Source organism: Pseudomonas sp. LB3P58 (assembly GCF_054897895.1).
In genome coordinates this window covers 4,373,924-4,388,041 of the sequence record NZ_JBUBVE010000001.1, presented here as the reverse complement: position 1 = coordinate 4,388,041, position 14,118 = coordinate 4,373,924, and the positions used below count along the sequence as shown (strand labels likewise).

17 protein-coding genes are annotated in these 14,118 nt (G+C 59.0%); 16 read left to right on the top strand and 1 reads right to left on the bottom strand.

Going from position 1 to position 14,118, the window contains the following annotated elements; genetic code table 11:
• The first annotated feature begins 489 nt into the window (after nucleotides 1–489).
• Genes rluC through ACYZTZ_RS20350 form a run of 3 tightly spaced genes read left to right on the top strand, consistent with a single transcriptional unit; the run spans nucleotide 490 to nucleotide 3,115 of the window.
• A complete protein-coding gene (gene rluC, locus ACYZTZ_RS20360) occupies nucleotides 490–1,452 on the top strand; it encodes a 23S rRNA pseudouridine(955/2504/2580) synthase RluC (protein WP_461999521.1) in 963 nt (320 codons plus the stop codon).
• Entirely contained in the window at nucleotides 1,439–2,101 is a 663-nt protein-coding gene (locus tag ACYZTZ_RS20355) for an HAD-IA family hydrolase (protein WP_461999520.1), read from the top strand. Before rluC ends, ACYZTZ_RS20355 begins: the two co-directional genes overlap by 14 nt.
• Before the next feature lie 24 nt (nucleotides 2,102–2,125).
• The gene (locus ACYZTZ_RS20350) at nucleotides 2,126–3,115 is read left to right on the top strand and encodes a S49 family peptidase (protein ID WP_461999519.1); all 990 of its coding nucleotides are present in this window, start codon (nucleotides 2,126–2,128) and stop codon (nucleotides 3,113–3,115) included.
• Between the two features lie 48 nt (nucleotides 3,116–3,163).
• Here ACYZTZ_RS20350 and ACYZTZ_RS20345 read toward each other — a convergent pair whose 3' ends face one another.
• Nucleotides 3,164–3,742, bottom strand: a complete 579-nt coding sequence (locus ACYZTZ_RS20345) for a Maf family protein (protein ID WP_461999518.1) — start codon at nucleotides 3,740–3,742, stop codon at nucleotides 3,164–3,166.
• Nucleotides 3,743–3,848: 106 nt separating this feature from the next.
• Here ACYZTZ_RS20345 and ACYZTZ_RS20340 point away from each other — a divergent pair, with 106 nt between their 5' ends.
• From ACYZTZ_RS20340 to ACYZTZ_RS20280, 13 genes are all read left to right on the top strand, one after another.
• Complete coding sequence (locus ACYZTZ_RS20340) at nucleotides 3,849–4,376, top strand: YceD family protein (RefSeq protein WP_004371317.1); 528 nt, start codon at nucleotides 3,849–3,851, stop codon at nucleotides 4,374–4,376.
• Between the two features lie 13 nt (nucleotides 4,377–4,389).
• A complete protein-coding gene (gene rpmF / locus ACYZTZ_RS20335) occupies nucleotides 4,390–4,572 on the top strand; it encodes a 50S ribosomal protein L32 (RefSeq protein ID WP_008152339.1) in 183 nt (60 codons plus the stop codon).
• A 4-nt stretch (nucleotides 4,573–4,576) separates the two neighbouring features.
• A complete protein-coding gene (gene plsX / locus ACYZTZ_RS20330) occupies nucleotides 4,577–5,587 on the top strand; it encodes a phosphate acyltransferase PlsX (RefSeq protein WP_461999517.1) in 1,011 nt (336 codons plus the stop codon).
• Nucleotides 5,588–5,712: 125 nt separating this feature from the next.
• Nucleotides 5,713–6,651 (top strand): ACP S-malonyltransferase, encoded by a 939-nt coding sequence (gene fabD, locus ACYZTZ_RS20325; RefSeq protein ID WP_461999516.1) that lies wholly within the window; start codon nucleotides 5,713–5,715, stop codon nucleotides 6,649–6,651.
• A gap of 16 nt (nucleotides 6,652–6,667) precedes the next feature.
• The gene (gene fabG / locus ACYZTZ_RS20320; protein ID WP_461999515.1) at nucleotides 6,668–7,411 is read left to right on the top strand and encodes a 3-oxoacyl-ACP reductase FabG; all 744 of its coding nucleotides are present in this window, start codon (nucleotides 6,668–6,670) and stop codon (nucleotides 7,409–7,411) included.
• A gap of 191 nt (nucleotides 7,412–7,602) precedes the next feature.
• Nucleotides 7,603–7,839 (top strand): acyl carrier protein, encoded by a 237-nt coding sequence (gene acpP, locus ACYZTZ_RS20315; protein WP_003442511.1) that lies wholly within the window; start codon nucleotides 7,603–7,605, stop codon nucleotides 7,837–7,839.
• Between the two features lie 108 nt (nucleotides 7,840–7,947).
• The gene (gene fabF / locus ACYZTZ_RS20310) at nucleotides 7,948–9,192 is read left to right on the top strand and encodes a beta-ketoacyl-ACP synthase II (protein ID WP_461999514.1); all 1,245 of its coding nucleotides are present in this window, start codon (nucleotides 7,948–7,950) and stop codon (nucleotides 9,190–9,192) included.
• The gene (pabC, locus tag ACYZTZ_RS20305; RefSeq protein ID WP_461999513.1) at nucleotides 9,192–10,007 is read left to right on the top strand and encodes an aminodeoxychorismate lyase; all 816 of its coding nucleotides are present in this window, start codon (nucleotides 9,192–9,194) and stop codon (nucleotides 10,005–10,007) included. Before fabF ends, pabC begins: the two co-directional genes overlap by 1 nt.
• A gap of 3 nt (nucleotides 10,008–10,010) precedes the next feature.
• Entirely contained in the window at nucleotides 10,011–11,267 is a 1,257-nt protein-coding gene (gene mltG, locus ACYZTZ_RS20300; protein ID WP_461999512.1) for an endolytic transglycosylase MltG, read from the top strand.
• 19 nt (nucleotides 11,268–11,286) lie between these two features.
• Nucleotides 11,287–11,919 (top strand): dTMP kinase, encoded by a 633-nt coding sequence (tmk, locus tag ACYZTZ_RS20295; protein WP_046049079.1) that lies wholly within the window; start codon nucleotides 11,287–11,289, stop codon nucleotides 11,917–11,919.
• A complete protein-coding gene (locus ACYZTZ_RS20290; protein ID WP_461999511.1) occupies nucleotides 11,912–12,901 on the top strand; it encodes a DNA polymerase III subunit delta' in 990 nt (329 codons plus the stop codon). The genes tmk and ACYZTZ_RS20290 overlap by 8 nt, the downstream gene beginning before the upstream one ends.
• A 42-nt stretch (nucleotides 12,902–12,943) precedes the next feature.
• Nucleotides 12,944–13,300: a PilZ domain-containing protein gene (locus tag ACYZTZ_RS20285; protein ID WP_033056958.1), complete on the top strand. Its 357-nt coding sequence runs from the start codon at nucleotides 12,944–12,946 to the stop codon at nucleotides 13,298–13,300.
• A gap of 14 nt (nucleotides 13,301–13,314) precedes the next feature.
• Nucleotides 13,315–14,100 (top strand): TatD family hydrolase, encoded by a 786-nt coding sequence (locus ACYZTZ_RS20280; protein WP_056742763.1) that lies wholly within the window; start codon nucleotides 13,315–13,317, stop codon nucleotides 14,098–14,100.
• Nucleotides 14,101–14,118 lie beyond the last annotated feature (18 nt).

The following is a 14,118-nucleotide window of genomic DNA, read 5'->3' as shown; positions in this document are numbered from 1 at the left end:
TGAAGCGTCTTGATAAAGCCTATTGCTACACAGTCCAGCGGTTGTGCATCTCCACCCTACACGTATCCCTGATAATTCGGGTGCTGCCGCGCGCAGAATCCGCAGCGGGTTGGCATTTACCGTGAGCTCCGAAAGGGGAGGTCACGCATCATGGCTAATTTAGGCGTTGTTTCCGAAGCGTTCGCTCGGGGTTGCTCGTAGCTGACTGCACTTTGTGAACTGGCCGTGAATATTTGCTCGCAAGGCGAGTGAAAACTCTGCTTTGCGGCATGCTTCAGGCCTCATGTCACCTGCGCTCGTTACAACTGCAAACTCTACCGTTTCGTAGCGAAAGCGCCGTAGGACGGCCTCTCGTCCTCGTGAATTGCGTTGGTCAGGGCCGGTTTTTGACCGTTAGTCCGCTGTCCAGGCCACTTTTGGCGGCGTTCGCGACTATAGCAGCAATGATTAAGTGCTTCAATTCCATAAAAAATTGTTATCATCCGCGCCATGACGACTACTGCCCCTTCGACCCCAGCCGTACAACTGCTGGAGGTCTCGCCGGAATATGCCGGCCAACGTATTGATAACTTCCTTCTCGCTCGGCTCAAAGGCGTGCCCAAGACCTTGATTTACCGCATTTTGCGCAAAGGCGAAGTGCGAGTGAACAAAGGTCGGATCAAGCCCGAATACAAGCTGCAGGCGGGTGATATCGTGCGCGTGCCGCCGGTTCGCGTGCCCGAGCGCGACGAGCCGGTGCCGCTGGCCCAAGGCTTGCTGCAGCGCCTCGAAGCCTCGATTGTCTTCGAAGACAAGGCATTGATCGTGATCAACAAGCCTTGCGGCATCGCGGTTCATGGCGGCAGCGGCCTGACTTACGGGGTGATCGAAGCCTTTCGTCAGTTGCGTCCCGATTGCAAGGAGCTCGAACTGGTTCACCGTCTCGACCGTGACACCTCCGGCCTGCTGATGATCGCCAAGAAGCGCAGCATGCTGCGCCACTTGCACACGGCATTGCGCGGCGATGGCGTCGATAAGCGCTACATGGCGCTGGTTCGCGGCAACTGGGCGGCCTCGATCAAGCAAGTCCGGGCGTCGCTCGGCAAGAGCAACCTGCGCTCCGGCGAGCGTATGGTCGAGGTCGACGAGGAGGAGGGCAAGGAGTCCGTGACCGTGTTCAAGGTCCTGCGTCGTTTTGGCGACTTTGCCACCCTGATCGAAGCCAAACCGATTACCGGCCGGACTCACCAGATCCGCGTCCATACCCTCCATGCCGGGCATTGCATTGCCGGTGACACCAAGTACGGCGATGAAGCCTTCAGCAAAGAGATTCGTGACTTGGGCGGAAAGCGCCTGTTCCTGCACGCCTACATGCTGACCGTGCCGCTGCCGGATGGTGGTGAGCTGAAGTTGCAGGCGCCGGTCGACGAGATGTGGGCCAAAACCGTGGAGCGCCTGAGTGCACCCATCTGATTACAAGCTGCTGATTTTCGATTGGGACGGCACTCTCGCCGACTCCATTGGTCGGATTGTCGAGTCGATGCATGTCGCGTCCGAGCGATCCGGATTTCAGTTGCGCGATGATTTTGCTGTCAAAGGCATCATCGGTCTGGGTCTGCCGGAAGCGATTCGCACGTTGTATCCGGAAATCGGCGACGACGAATTGGTAGCCTTCCGTCAGCACTATGCTGATCACTACATCGCCTCGGAAGCTGTGCCTTCGCCGTTGTTCGAAGGTGTGGTCGAGTCGATGGAAGCGTTTCGCGCCGAGGGTTATCACTTGGCGGTCGCGACCGGCAAGGCCCGTCGCGGGCTGGATCGGGTGCTGAAGTCTCACGGCTGGGAAGATTATTTCGACATCACCCGCGCGGCCGACGAAACCGCCAGCAAACCCCATCCGCTGATGCTCGAGCAGATCCTCGCTCACTGCGAGGTTCGCCCGGAGCAGGCGCTGATGGTGGGCGATTCGTCCTTTGACTTGCAGATGGCGTGCAACGCCGGCATGGATTCGGTGGCCGTCAGCTATGGCGCGCAATCGATCGAAGCGTTGAAGTTGTTCGAGCCGGCGCTGGCCATTGATCGTTTTTCAGAATTGCATGCCTGGCTGAGTCAGCGGGCTTAATAGGTTTTTGCTGGGGTACATGTCATGACCGACGAATGGAAAGCGCCCGCCAAGGCGAGCGCAGAGAGCGGTGACGAGAAAAGCTGGAAGCTGCTGGAAAAGACCCTGCTGGCTGGCGTGCAGGAGCAGCGCCGGTCCCGTCGCTGGGGGATTTTCTTCAAGCTGCTGACCTTTGTGTACCTGTTTGGCGCGTTGATCCTGTTCACGCCGCTGATGGACATGGAAAAAGCTGCCACCCGCAGTGGCAGCTACACCGCGCTGATCGACGTGACCGGCATGATTGCTGACAAAGAGCCTGCCAGCGCTGACAACATCGTCGGCAGCCTGCGTGCAGCGTTCGAGGACGAGAAGGTCAAAGGTGTCATCCTGCGAATCAACAGTCCGGGCGGCAGTCCGGTGCAGTCGGGCTACGTCTATGACGAGATCCGCCGTTTGCGCGGCTTGCATCCGGACACCAAGCTTTATGCGGTGATCTCGGATTTGGGTGCTTCCGGTGCTTACTACATCGCCAGTGCGGCGGATCAGATCTACGCCGACAAGGCGAGCCTGGTGGGCTCCATTGGTGTGACGGCGGCCGGTTATGGCTTTGTCGGGACGATGGAGAAGCTGGGTGTCGAGCGTCGCACTTACACCTCCGGCGAGCACAAATCGTTCCTCGATCCGTTCCAGCCGCAGAAGCCTGAAGAAACTCAGTTCTGGCAGGGTGTGCTCGATACCACTCATCAGCAGTTCATCAGCAGCGTCAAGAAGGGACGTGGCGACCGTCTCAAGGACAAGGAGCATCCGGAGCTGTTCTCCGGGTTGGTCTGGTCTGGCGAGCAGGCACTGCCGCTGGGCCTGATCGATGGTCTGGGAAATGCCAGTTCGGTGGCGCGTGACGTGATCGGCGAGAAAGAGCTGGTGGATTTCACCGTTCAGGAATCGCCGTTCGATCGCTTCTCGAAAAAACTCGGTGCCAGCGTGGCTGAGCATCTGGCGATGTGGATGGGCTTCCAGGGGCCTTCGTTGCGCTGATTCTCCTGGTTGCATCAGAAACCGGCCTTCGTGGCCGGTTTTTTGTCTTTAGGGGATTTGCACGCCTTCGGTCAGCAACATGTCCACCAGGCGAATCAATGGCAGGCCGATCAGGCTGGTGGCGTCAGGGCCTTCGGTGCTTTGAAACAGGCTCACCCCTAAACCTTCGGCCTTGAAGCTGCCAGCGCAGTCATAGGGCTGTTCGGCGCGCAGGTAGCGTTCGATGCGCGCCTGATCGAGCGAGCGCATGTGTACGGTAAACGGCACGCAGTCGACCTGGCATTCACCAGTCTGGCTGTTGAGCAGTGCCAGGCCGGTGAGGAAGGTCACGCTGGCACCGCTCGAAGCCAACAATTGCTCGCGGGCCTTTTCGAAGGTGTGCGGTTTGCCGATGATCCGCTCGCCAAGCACCGCGACCTGATCGGAGCCGATGATCAGATGAGCGGGATGACCGCCGGCCAGCGCACGTGCTTTTTCCTCGGCGAGGCGCTTGACCAGCTCGATGGCGGACTCGCCCGGACGATGGTTTTCGTCGATATCCGGCGAGCTGCAGGTAAACGGCAGCTGCAAGCGGGCCAGCAATTCCCGGCGATAAACCGAGCTTGAAGCGAGTAATAAAGGCAGCATGCGCATCTCCAGAAGACAGGCGCGAATTCTAGCGGAGGCTTGCAAGTGACGGACAGGGCTGAATTTCCTTTGACATGGCTGGGGGCATCCCTATAATGCTGCGCCTATGTTGAATGACCCGATTCCACCTCACGTTGACCCGCGCAAATTGGCTGATCGTGGCACCACCCTTCAAGGTGAACTGCTGCTGGCCGATTTGGAGAGACTCTGCGACCCGCTTTCCGACACTGTCGGTACGGTGCAGGCTAAATTCGTTTTTGAACGAGATGAACGTAAGTCTGTGGTAATCCACAGCTTTATCGACACCGAGGTCAAAATGGTTTGCCAGCGTTGTCTTGAGCTGGTCACCCTGCCGATCCATAGCGAATGCAGTTATGCTGTGGTGAAGGAGGGTGCGAATACCCAGTCGTTGCCGAAAGGTTATGACGTGCTGGAACTGGGCGAAGATCCTTTGGATCTGCAGTCACTGATCGAGGAGGAGCTTCTGCTCGCCTTGCCCATTGTGCCTGCTCATCATCCGGAAGAATGCCAGCAGCCGGCGGGTCTCGATGAGCCCGAACCGAGCGAGGACGAGGTAACGCGGTCCAACCCGTTCAGTGTATTGGCGCAGTTAAAGCGTGACCCAAACGTTTAGGAGTTAATCAATTATGGCTGTTCAGCAGAACAAAAAATCCCGCTCTGCCCGTGACATGCGTCGTTCGCACGACGCCCTGACGGCAAGCACTCTGTCTGTAGAAAAAACCACTGGTGAAATTCACCTGCGTCACCACGTATCGCCAGAAGGCGTATACCGTGGCCGTAAAGTGATCGACAAGGGCGCTGACGAGTAATCACTTGTCTGCTCAAGTCATCGCGATTGACGCAATGGGCGGGGACTTCGGTCCCCGCAGCATTGTTCAGGCCAGCCTTGCTTGTCTGTCTGCTACGCCCTCGCTGCACCTGACCCTCGTCGGTCAACCCTCCCTTCTTGAAGAATTGCTCTCTGGCCAATCGGCTGCGGATCGCTCGCGCCTATCGATTGCTCCGGCGTCCGAAGTCATCACCATGGACGAAAAGCCTGCACAGGCCCTGCGCGGCAAGCCCGACTCGTCGATGCGCGTGGCGCTGGAATTGCTGCGCGATGGCAAGGTCCAGGCCTGTGTCAGTGCCGGCAATACCGGTGCGCTGATGGCGTTGTCGCGGTTTGTGCTCAAGACCTTGCCGGGTATTGATCGGCCGGCGATGGTGGCGGCGATTCCGACACAGAAGGGTTATTGCCAGTTGCTCGACCTGGGCGCCAATGTCGATTGCAGTGCCGAGCACTTGTTGCAGTTCGCCGTGATGGGGTCGGTGGCGGCGGAAACCCTGGGCATCGTTCGTCCGCGAGTGGCGCTGCTGAACATCGGTACTGAAGACATCAAGGGCAATCAGCAGGTCAAGCTGGCGGCCACCTTGTTGCAGAGTGCTCGCGGCATCAATTACATCGGTTTTGTCGAAGGTGACGGTGTGTACCGTGGCGAGGCGGATGTGGTGGTATGTGACGGTTTTGTCGGCAATATCCTGCTCAAATCCAGTGAAGGCCTGGCGACCATGATTGCCGGGCGCATCGAGGCCTTGTTCAAGAAAAACCTTGCGTCGAAAGTGGTCGGTGCTTTGGCATTGCCACTGATGAAGCGCTTGCAAGCCGATCTGGCGCCCGCGCGGCATAACGGTGCAAGCTTCCTCGGGTTGCAGGGGATTGTGGTGAAAAGCCATGGTTCGGCGGGGGTTCAGGGCTTCCAGAGTGCGATTCAGCGCGCCTTGATCGAGATCCAGGAAAACCTGCCGGAACGCATTCACGGTCGCCTGGAGGATTTGTTGCTTTAGGCGTTTTCGTCGGACAATGCTTAAATGTGACCGCTCAGTTCAATTTGCCATCCAACTGTCAGTTTCTTGCGTCCCCCAAGCGGGACGTCAATTCTCCGACGACAAGATCATTAGGGGCTTGTTACATGTCTGCTTCCCTCGCATTCGTCTTTCCGGGACAGGGTTCGCAGTCCCTCGGCATGCTGGCCGAGTTGGGCGCGCAACATCCGGTTGTCCTCGAAACATTCAAAGAAGCTTCCGATGCTTTGGGTTACGACCTGTGGGCACTGATCCAGCAAGGGCCGGAAGAGCAACTCAACCAAACCGATAAAACCCAACCGGCCATTCTGACCGCCTCGATTGCCTTGTGGCGTCTGTGGCTGGCTGAAGGCGGCGCGCGTCCGGCGTATGTTGCCGGGCACAGCCTGGGCGAATACAGCGCTCTGGTTGCCGCGGGCAGCCTGAGCCTGGGTGATGCGGTGAAGCTGGTTGAACGCCGTGGTCAGTTGATGCAGGAAGCCGTTCCGGCCGGGCAAGGTGGCATGGCCGCCATTCTCGGTCTGGACGATGCTGATGTGCTGGCAGCCTGTGCCGAAGCGGCGCAAGGCGAGGTGGTCAGTGCGGTCAACTTCAACTCCCCTGGCCAAGTGGTCATCGCCGGTGCCAAGGCAGCGGTCGAGCGCGCCATCGAAGGCTGCAAGGCCCGTGGTGCCAAGCGCGCCATGCCATTGCCGGTCAGCGTGCCGTCCCATTGCGAGCTGATGCGTCCGGCGGCCGAGCGTTTCGCCGAGTCGATCGCAGCGATCGACTGGAAGGCGCCGCAGATTCCAGTGGTTCAGAACGTCAGCGCCACTGTGCCGGCCGATCTGGAAACCCTCAAGCGCGATCTGCTTGAGCAGCTTTACAAGCCTGTGCGCTGGGTCGAATCGGTTCAGGCGCTGGCCGCCAAAGGTGCTACCCAGTTGGTCGAATGCGGCCCTGGCAAAGTGCTGGCTGGCCTGAACAAGCGTTGCGCCGAAGGCGTGTCGACATCCAACCTCAATACCCCCGACGCCTTCGCTGCCGCTCGCGCAGCGTTGGCTTGAATCAGGAGAAGCCTGCATGAGTCTGCAAGGTAAAGTTGCACTGGTCACTGGCGCGAGCCGCGGTATCGGCCAGGCTATCGCCCTGGAACTGGGTCGTCAGGGTGCTATCGTAATTGGCACCGCGACATCTGCCTCAGGTGCCGAGCGCATTGCCGCTACCCTGAAGGAAAACGATATTCAAGGCACTGGCCTGGAACTCAATGTCACCAGCGACGAATCCGTTGCTGCAGTACTGGCAAGCATTACATCGCAGTTCGGTGCGCCGGCGATCCTGGTCAACAATGCCGGTATCACCCGCGATAATCTGATGATGCGCATGAAAAATGACGAATGGCATGACGTCGTCGATACCAACCTGAACAGTCTGTTCCGCCTGTCCAAGGGCGTTTTGCGCGGTATGACCAAAGCCCGTTGGGGACGAATTATCAGTATTGGCTCGGTTGTGGGTGCCATGGGCAACGCAGGCCAAGTAAACTACGCAGCCGCCAAGGCCGGTCTGGAAGGTTTCAGCCGTTCACTGGCGCGTGAAGTCGGTTCGCGTTCGATTACGGTAAACTCGGTGGCCCCTGGGTTCATCGACACCGATATGACCCGCGAACTGCCCGAGGCACAGCGTGAAGCCTTGCAGACGCAGATTCCGCTGGGCCGTCTGGGGCAAGCTCAAGAGATCGCGTCTGTGGTCGCTTTTCTTGCGTCCGACGGTGCGGCTTACGTTACTGGGGCTACAATCCCGGTGAACGGCGGGATGTACATGAGTTAAATGTGACGGATCGCTTCAAAAAAATGTCATACGAGCTGTCTAAAATCCGTTATAAAGCTGCAATCTATTTATAGGCAGAGGGTCGTCGGGTTTGAGGAGTGAAGCTTTCAGTTGAAAAACTGAAAAGTCTTTCTATACACTTACCCACTGGCCAGCTGCCTGAATTTGTCCATTAGGAGTGAAAACAAGGTATGAGCACCATCGAAGAGCGCGTCAAGAAAATCGTTGCTGAGCAACTGGGCGTTAAAGAAGAAGAAGTGGTCAACACTGCTTCCTTCGTTGAAGACCTGGGTGCCGACTCCCTTGACACCGTTGAGCTGGTGATGGCTCTGGAAGAGGAATTCGAGACCGAAATCCCTGACGAAGAAGCTGAGAAGATCACTACTGTACAAGCCGCAATCGATTACGTTACTAACCACCAGGCTTAATAGCTTGTAATCGTTGCTTGCTGTCATGGAAAAACCGCACTGCCATCACGGCGTGCGGTTTTTTCTTTAGGCCTGATGCAAAGTCGTCATTTGAAAAAGGAGAGTGCTGTGTCGCGTAGACGCGTCGTAGTCACCGGTATGGGTATGTTGTCGCCACTGGGCACGGATGTGCCGAGCAGTTGGCAGGGCATTCTGGCTGGCCGCAGTGGCATTGGTCTGATCGAACACACCGACCTTTCTGCCTATTCCACCCGTTTTGGCGGCTCGGTAAAGGGCTTCAATGTCGAGGAATACCTGTCGGTCAAGGAAGCTCGCAAGCTCGACCTGTTCATTCAATACGGTCTGGCCGCAGGTTTTCAGGCAGTTCGTAACTCTGGTCTGGAAGTCACCGACGCCAACCGTGAGCGCATTGGCGTGGCCATGGGTTCGGGTATTGGCGGACTGACCAATATCGAAGAAACCAGTCGCACACTGCATGATTCCGGCCCACGACGGATTTCTCCGTTTTTCGTGCCTGGCTCGATCATCAATATGATTTCCGGTTTCCTGTCCATCCATCTGGGCGCACAGGGACCTAACTACGCCATCGCCACCGCGTGTACCACCGGTACGCACTGCATCGGCATGGCGGCACGCAACATCATGTACGACGAAGCCGACGTGATGATTGCCGGCGGCGCTGAAATGGCGGCTTGCGGTCTGGGCATGGGCGGCTTCGGTGCCTCCCGCGCACTGTCGACCCGCAACGACGAACCGACCCGCGCCAGCCGTCCATGGGACAAGGGCCGTGATGGCTTCGTGCTGTCCGACGGCGCCGGCGCTCTGGTTCTGGAAGAGCTGGAGCACGCCAAGGCTCGTGGTGCGACGATCTACGCCGAGCTGATCGGCTTTGGCACCAGTGGCGATGCCTACCACATGACGTCGCCACCGGCTGATGGTGCAGGGGCTGCACGTTGCATCACCAATGCGCTGCGCGATGCCAAGATCAATGGCGATCAGGTTCAGTACATCAACGCCCACGGCACCTCGACGTCGGCCGGCGACCTTGCCGAAGCCCGTGCGATCAAGTCGGTATTCGGCGATCACGCTTACAAGCTGGCGGTCAGTTCGACCAAGTCCATGACCGGTCACCTGCTGGGTGCGGCGGGCGCGGTCGAGGCGATCTTCAGTGTGCTGGCGATCAACAGTCAGGTAGCACCGCCGACCATCAACCTTGATGAGCCGGACGAAGGTTGCGACCTCGATTTCGTACCGCATACCGCGCGCAATATGGATATCGATGTGGTGTTGTCCAACTCCTTCGGGTTTGGCGGCACCAACGGCTCGCTGGTGTTCCGCCGGTTCGCTGACTGATGGACAGCTGGGTCGACGGTCAGCCGGCTGACGCTTTGTCGCTGAAGGATCGCGGCCTGGCTTACGGTGATGGTCTGTTCGAGACCATTGCCGTGCGCAACGGCGCTCCGGTGCTGCTGGATCGGCATCTGGTGCGTTTGGTCAAAGGTTGCCAGCGGTTGGCAATTAATCTCGATCATGCGGCTGTGTGCACAGAGTTACTGACCTATGCCCAAGCGTTGGGCGAAGGTGTGCTCAAGCTCATTGTCACGCGTGGCGAAAGCGCGCGTGGTTATGCGCCCGATCCTTCGGCTCAGGCGCGCCGCATCATGTTGGGCAACCCACCCGCGGTTTATCCTGCTGCCCTTGCGGAGCAGGGTGTTCGCCTGTTCCCCTGTGCAACGCGGCTTTCCAAACAGCCTCTGCTCGCCGGACTCAAACACCTGAACCGTCTTGAGCAGGTTATCGCCCGTTCTGAATGGCAAGATACCGATCATGCCGAAGGCTTGATGCTCGATCAGGCCGGGCGCGTCATTGAAGGCGTGTTCAGCAATCTGTTCCTGATCCGCGATGGCGTGCTGATCACGGCTGATTTGAAGCGCTGCGGCGTGGCCGGCGTGATGCGTGCCGAATTATTGTTTCAAGCCGAGTCGTTGGGGATTCCCACGCAAATCACCGATATCACCCTCGATCAGCTGCAATGGGCTGATGAAGTCTTTGTCTGCAACAGCGTGTATGGCGTTTGGCCGGTGCGCGCCTATGCCGCACTGAGCTGGCCGGTTGGTCCGCTCACCCGTAAACTCCAAACCATTGCCCGCGCGCTACTGGATGCTTGATACGTGAGACGTAAATTCTTGCTGCTGCTGGAAACCGGATTGGTTCTGGCAGGGCTGTGTCTGGGCACTTGCGCCTGGAAAATCCATTCGGCGCTGGAACAGCCGCTGAACATCACTCAGGAAGAGCTGCTGGAAGTGCCCAAAGGCACGACACCGACCCGCACCTTCTATCGACTCGAAGCCGATGGCGTCATCAAGGATGCTTTCTGGCTGCGGGTGTATTGGCGCTTCAATCTCGCCAAACAACCGTTGCACAAGGGCGAATACCGCATGCAGCCCGGCATGACCGTCGAAGGGCTGATTGACCTGTGGAAACGCGGGGAAATGGTTCAGTACAGCCTGACCCTGGTCGAGGGCTGGAATTTCCATCAGGTCCGCGCTGCTCTGGCCAAGGATGAAAAACTCGAAAAGACCCTCGACGGTTTGAGTGATAGCGAGGTGATGGACAAACTCGGCCACACCGGAATTTTTCCGGAAGGGCGATTCTTCCCTGACACCTATCGCTTCGTGCGCGGCATGACCGATGTCGAGCTGCTGAAAAAAGCCTACGACCGCCTCGACGAAGTCCTGGCCAAGGAGTGGAGCCAGCGCGCCGCTGACGTGCCGTACACCGAACCCTATCAAGCGCTGATCATGGCCTCGTTGGTTGAGAAGGAAACCGGCGTGCCGCAGGAGCGCGGGCAAATCGCTGGCGTGTTTGTACGGCGCATGGAAATGGGCATGTTGTTGCAGACTGATCCGACCGTGATCTACGGCCTCGGTGATCGTTACAACGGCAAATTGACTCGCGCCCACCTCAAGGAAGCGACGCCGTACAACACCTACATGATTTCGGGACTGCCGCCGACCCCGATCGCCATGGTCGGCCGTGAAGCGATTCATGCAGCGCTGAATCCGGTGGCGGGCAATAGCCTCTATTTCGTTGCTCGTGGTGATGGCAGCCACGTGTTCTCCGATGATCTGGACGCGCACAATAACGCTGTGCGTGAGTTCCAGATCAAGCGCCGTGCCGACTACCGCTCCAGCCCGGCGCCGGCTACGGCACCAGAGGCGACGGATCAGCAGGCACCGATTCCGGCTGCTTCGCCCGACACAGCCTCCGAGGCTTTGCCGCAAGTGTCGCCGCAGGATCCGGTGCAGGAATCGTCGCCGGTGCAGCCTCAAGAGACCCCGCCGGCGCCTGCTCCAGAACCCGCTCAAGAACCCGCAGCCGCACCCGTGCCCGAACCGGATGCAACCGCGCCGCAAAGCCTGCAATGACTCTGACTAAGGACTGCCTGTGACTGGCTTGTTTATTACCCTGGAAGGCCCGGAAGGGGCCGGCAAGAGCACCAATCGCGAATACCTGGCCGAGCGCCTGCGCGCCGCGGGTATCGAGGTCGTGCTGACTCGCGAACCAGGCGGCACGCCGTTGGCCGAGCGGATCCGCGAAGTGCTGCTGGCGCCGGTTGACGAAGTCATGAACCCCGACACCGAGTTGCTGTTGGTGTTCGCCGCGCGTGCCCAGCATCTGGCCGAGGTGATTCGTCCGGCGCTGGCCCGCGGTGCGGTGGTCCTGTGTGATCGCTTTACCGATTCGACCTACGCCTATCAGGGTGGCGGTCGTGGCCTGTCGCTGGAGCGCATCGCGACCCTGGAAGCCTTCGTCCAGGGCGATCTGCGCCCGGACCTGACGTTGATATTCGATCTGCCGGTCGAAGTGGGCCTGGCCCGCGCCAGTGCTCGTGGTCGTCTTGATCGTTTCGAACTCGAAGGCCGAACCTTTTTTGATGCGGTGCGCAGTGCTTTCCTCAAGCGTGCTGAAGCGGATCCTGCGCGTTATGTTCTGGTCGATGCCGCCCAGCCGCTGGCGCAGGTTCAGCAGGCACTGGATGCCTTGCTGCCGCGCCTGCTGGAGTTGACCCGTGGCTGAAGCCTATCCGTGGCAGGACAGTCTCTGGCAGCATTTGGCCGGTCGCAAGCAACATGCCCACGCCTATCTGCTGCATGGCCCGGCCGGAATCGGCAAGCGTGCATTGGCCGAGCGCTTGATGGCCAGTTTGCTGTGCCAGCGTCCGAGCGCTGCCCACGATGCTTGCGGCGAATGTAAATCCTGTCTGTTGCTCAAGGCCGGCAGTCACCCTGACAACTACATCCTGGAACCGGAAGAAGCCGATAAGGCGATCAAGGTCGATCAGGTTCGTGATCTGGTCAGCTTCGTGGTTCAGACCGCTCAGATGGGCGGTCGCAAAGTGGTGCTGATCGAGCCGGCCGAGTCGATGAACATCAACGCCGCCAACGCTTTGCTCAAAAGTCTTGAAGAACCTTCCGGTGATACCGTGTTGCTGCTGGTCAGTCACCAGACCAGTCGTTTGCTGCCGACGATCAAGAGCCGCTGCCAGCAGCAGGCCTGTCCGCTGCCGAGCGAAGCCATGAGTCTTGCGTGGCTGGCGAAGGCTTTGCCGGACTGCGCGGAAGAAGAGCGTATCGAGTTGCTGACCCTGGCCGCCGGTTCGCCACTGGCCGCCGTCAACTTGCAGGCCCAGGGCGTGCGCGAGCAGCGGGCGCTGGTGGTCGATGGCGTGAAGAAGTTGCTCAAGCAGCAACAGTCACCGACGCAACTGGCCGAAGGCTGGAATTCGATTCCGCTGTTGCTGTTGTTCGACTGGTTCTGCGACTGGTCGAGCCTGATCCTGCGTTATCAGCTGACTCAGGACGAAGAAGGTCTGGGGCTGACGGACATGCGCAAGGTGATTCAGTACCTGGCGCAGAAAGCCGGCCAGGACAAAGTCCTGAATATTCAGGACTGGATCCTCGCCCAGCGCCAGAAAGTGATGAGCAAAGCCAACCTCAATCGGGTGTTGTTGCTGGAGGCGCTGTTGGTGCAATGGGTGGGTTTGCCTACCCAGAAGTGACGGTCTGTGCCTAGACTCTGAGCATCAGCAACGGAGGTCAGCATGAATGAACTCGTCAATCCGGGGCCGCGCAACGGCATTTTGTCCCTGACCATCAAGGACAAGTCCGTGCTTTACGCGGCCTACATGCCGTTCATCAAGAACGGTGGACTGTTTATCCCGACCAACAAGAGCTACAAGTTGGGCGATGAGGTATTCATGCTGTTGAACCTGATGGACGAGCCGGAGAAGATTCCGGTCGCCGGCAAGGTCACCTGGATCACCCCCAAAGGTGCGCAGGGCAACCGGGCCGCCGGGGTCGGCGTACAATTCAACGATGGCGACAATACCGCGCGCAGTCGAATCGAAACCCATCTGGCCGGAGCCCTGAAGTCCGACCGTCCCACTCATACGATGTAAGTTGCAGCCCTTTTATGCTCGTAGATTCCCATTGCCACCTTGATCGCCTCGACCTCGCCGCCCACGACGGCTCCCTGGATGCCGCACTGGATGCGGCCCGTCAGCGCGGGGTAGGGCACTTTCTGTGTATCGGCGTCAGCGTCGAGAATGCCGCCGACGTCAAAGCCCTGGCCGAACGTTACGACGACGTCGACTGTTCGGTTGGCGTGCATCCGCTGGACGTGCAACCGGGCGCTGCGCCAGCATTGGATTGGCTGTTGCGCGAGCTCAACCACCCGCGTGTGGTGGCGATCGGTGAAACCGGTCTGGATTACCACTACGAGCCGGAAGCAGCGGAGTTGCAACAGGAGTCGTTTCGCCTGCATCTGCAAGCGGCGCAGCAGACAGGAAAACCGGTGATCATTCACACCCGTGGTGCCCGCGCCGATACGTTGAACCTCCTGCGTGAAGCGGCGCTGCCCCAGGCTGGCGTGCTGCATTGTTTCACCGAAGACTGGGACATGGCCAAAGCGGCACTGGACATGGGGTATTACATTTCCTTGTCCGGGATTGTCACTTTCCGCAATGCCGACGCTCTGCGTGACGTGGCCAGTAAAGTGCCGGCTGACCGCTTGCTGGTGGAAACCGACTCGCCTTACCTGGCGCCGATCCCTCATCGCGGCAAACCGAACCTGCCGCAGTACGTGCGCGACGTAGCGGAATTTCTGGCAATGTTGCGAGGTGAGCCCTACGAGCGATTTGCCGAGCAAACCACCGAGAATTTCAAGCGACTGTTTCCGCTGGCGCATGTGAAAGGTTAAATCGCAGGCAAAAAAAAC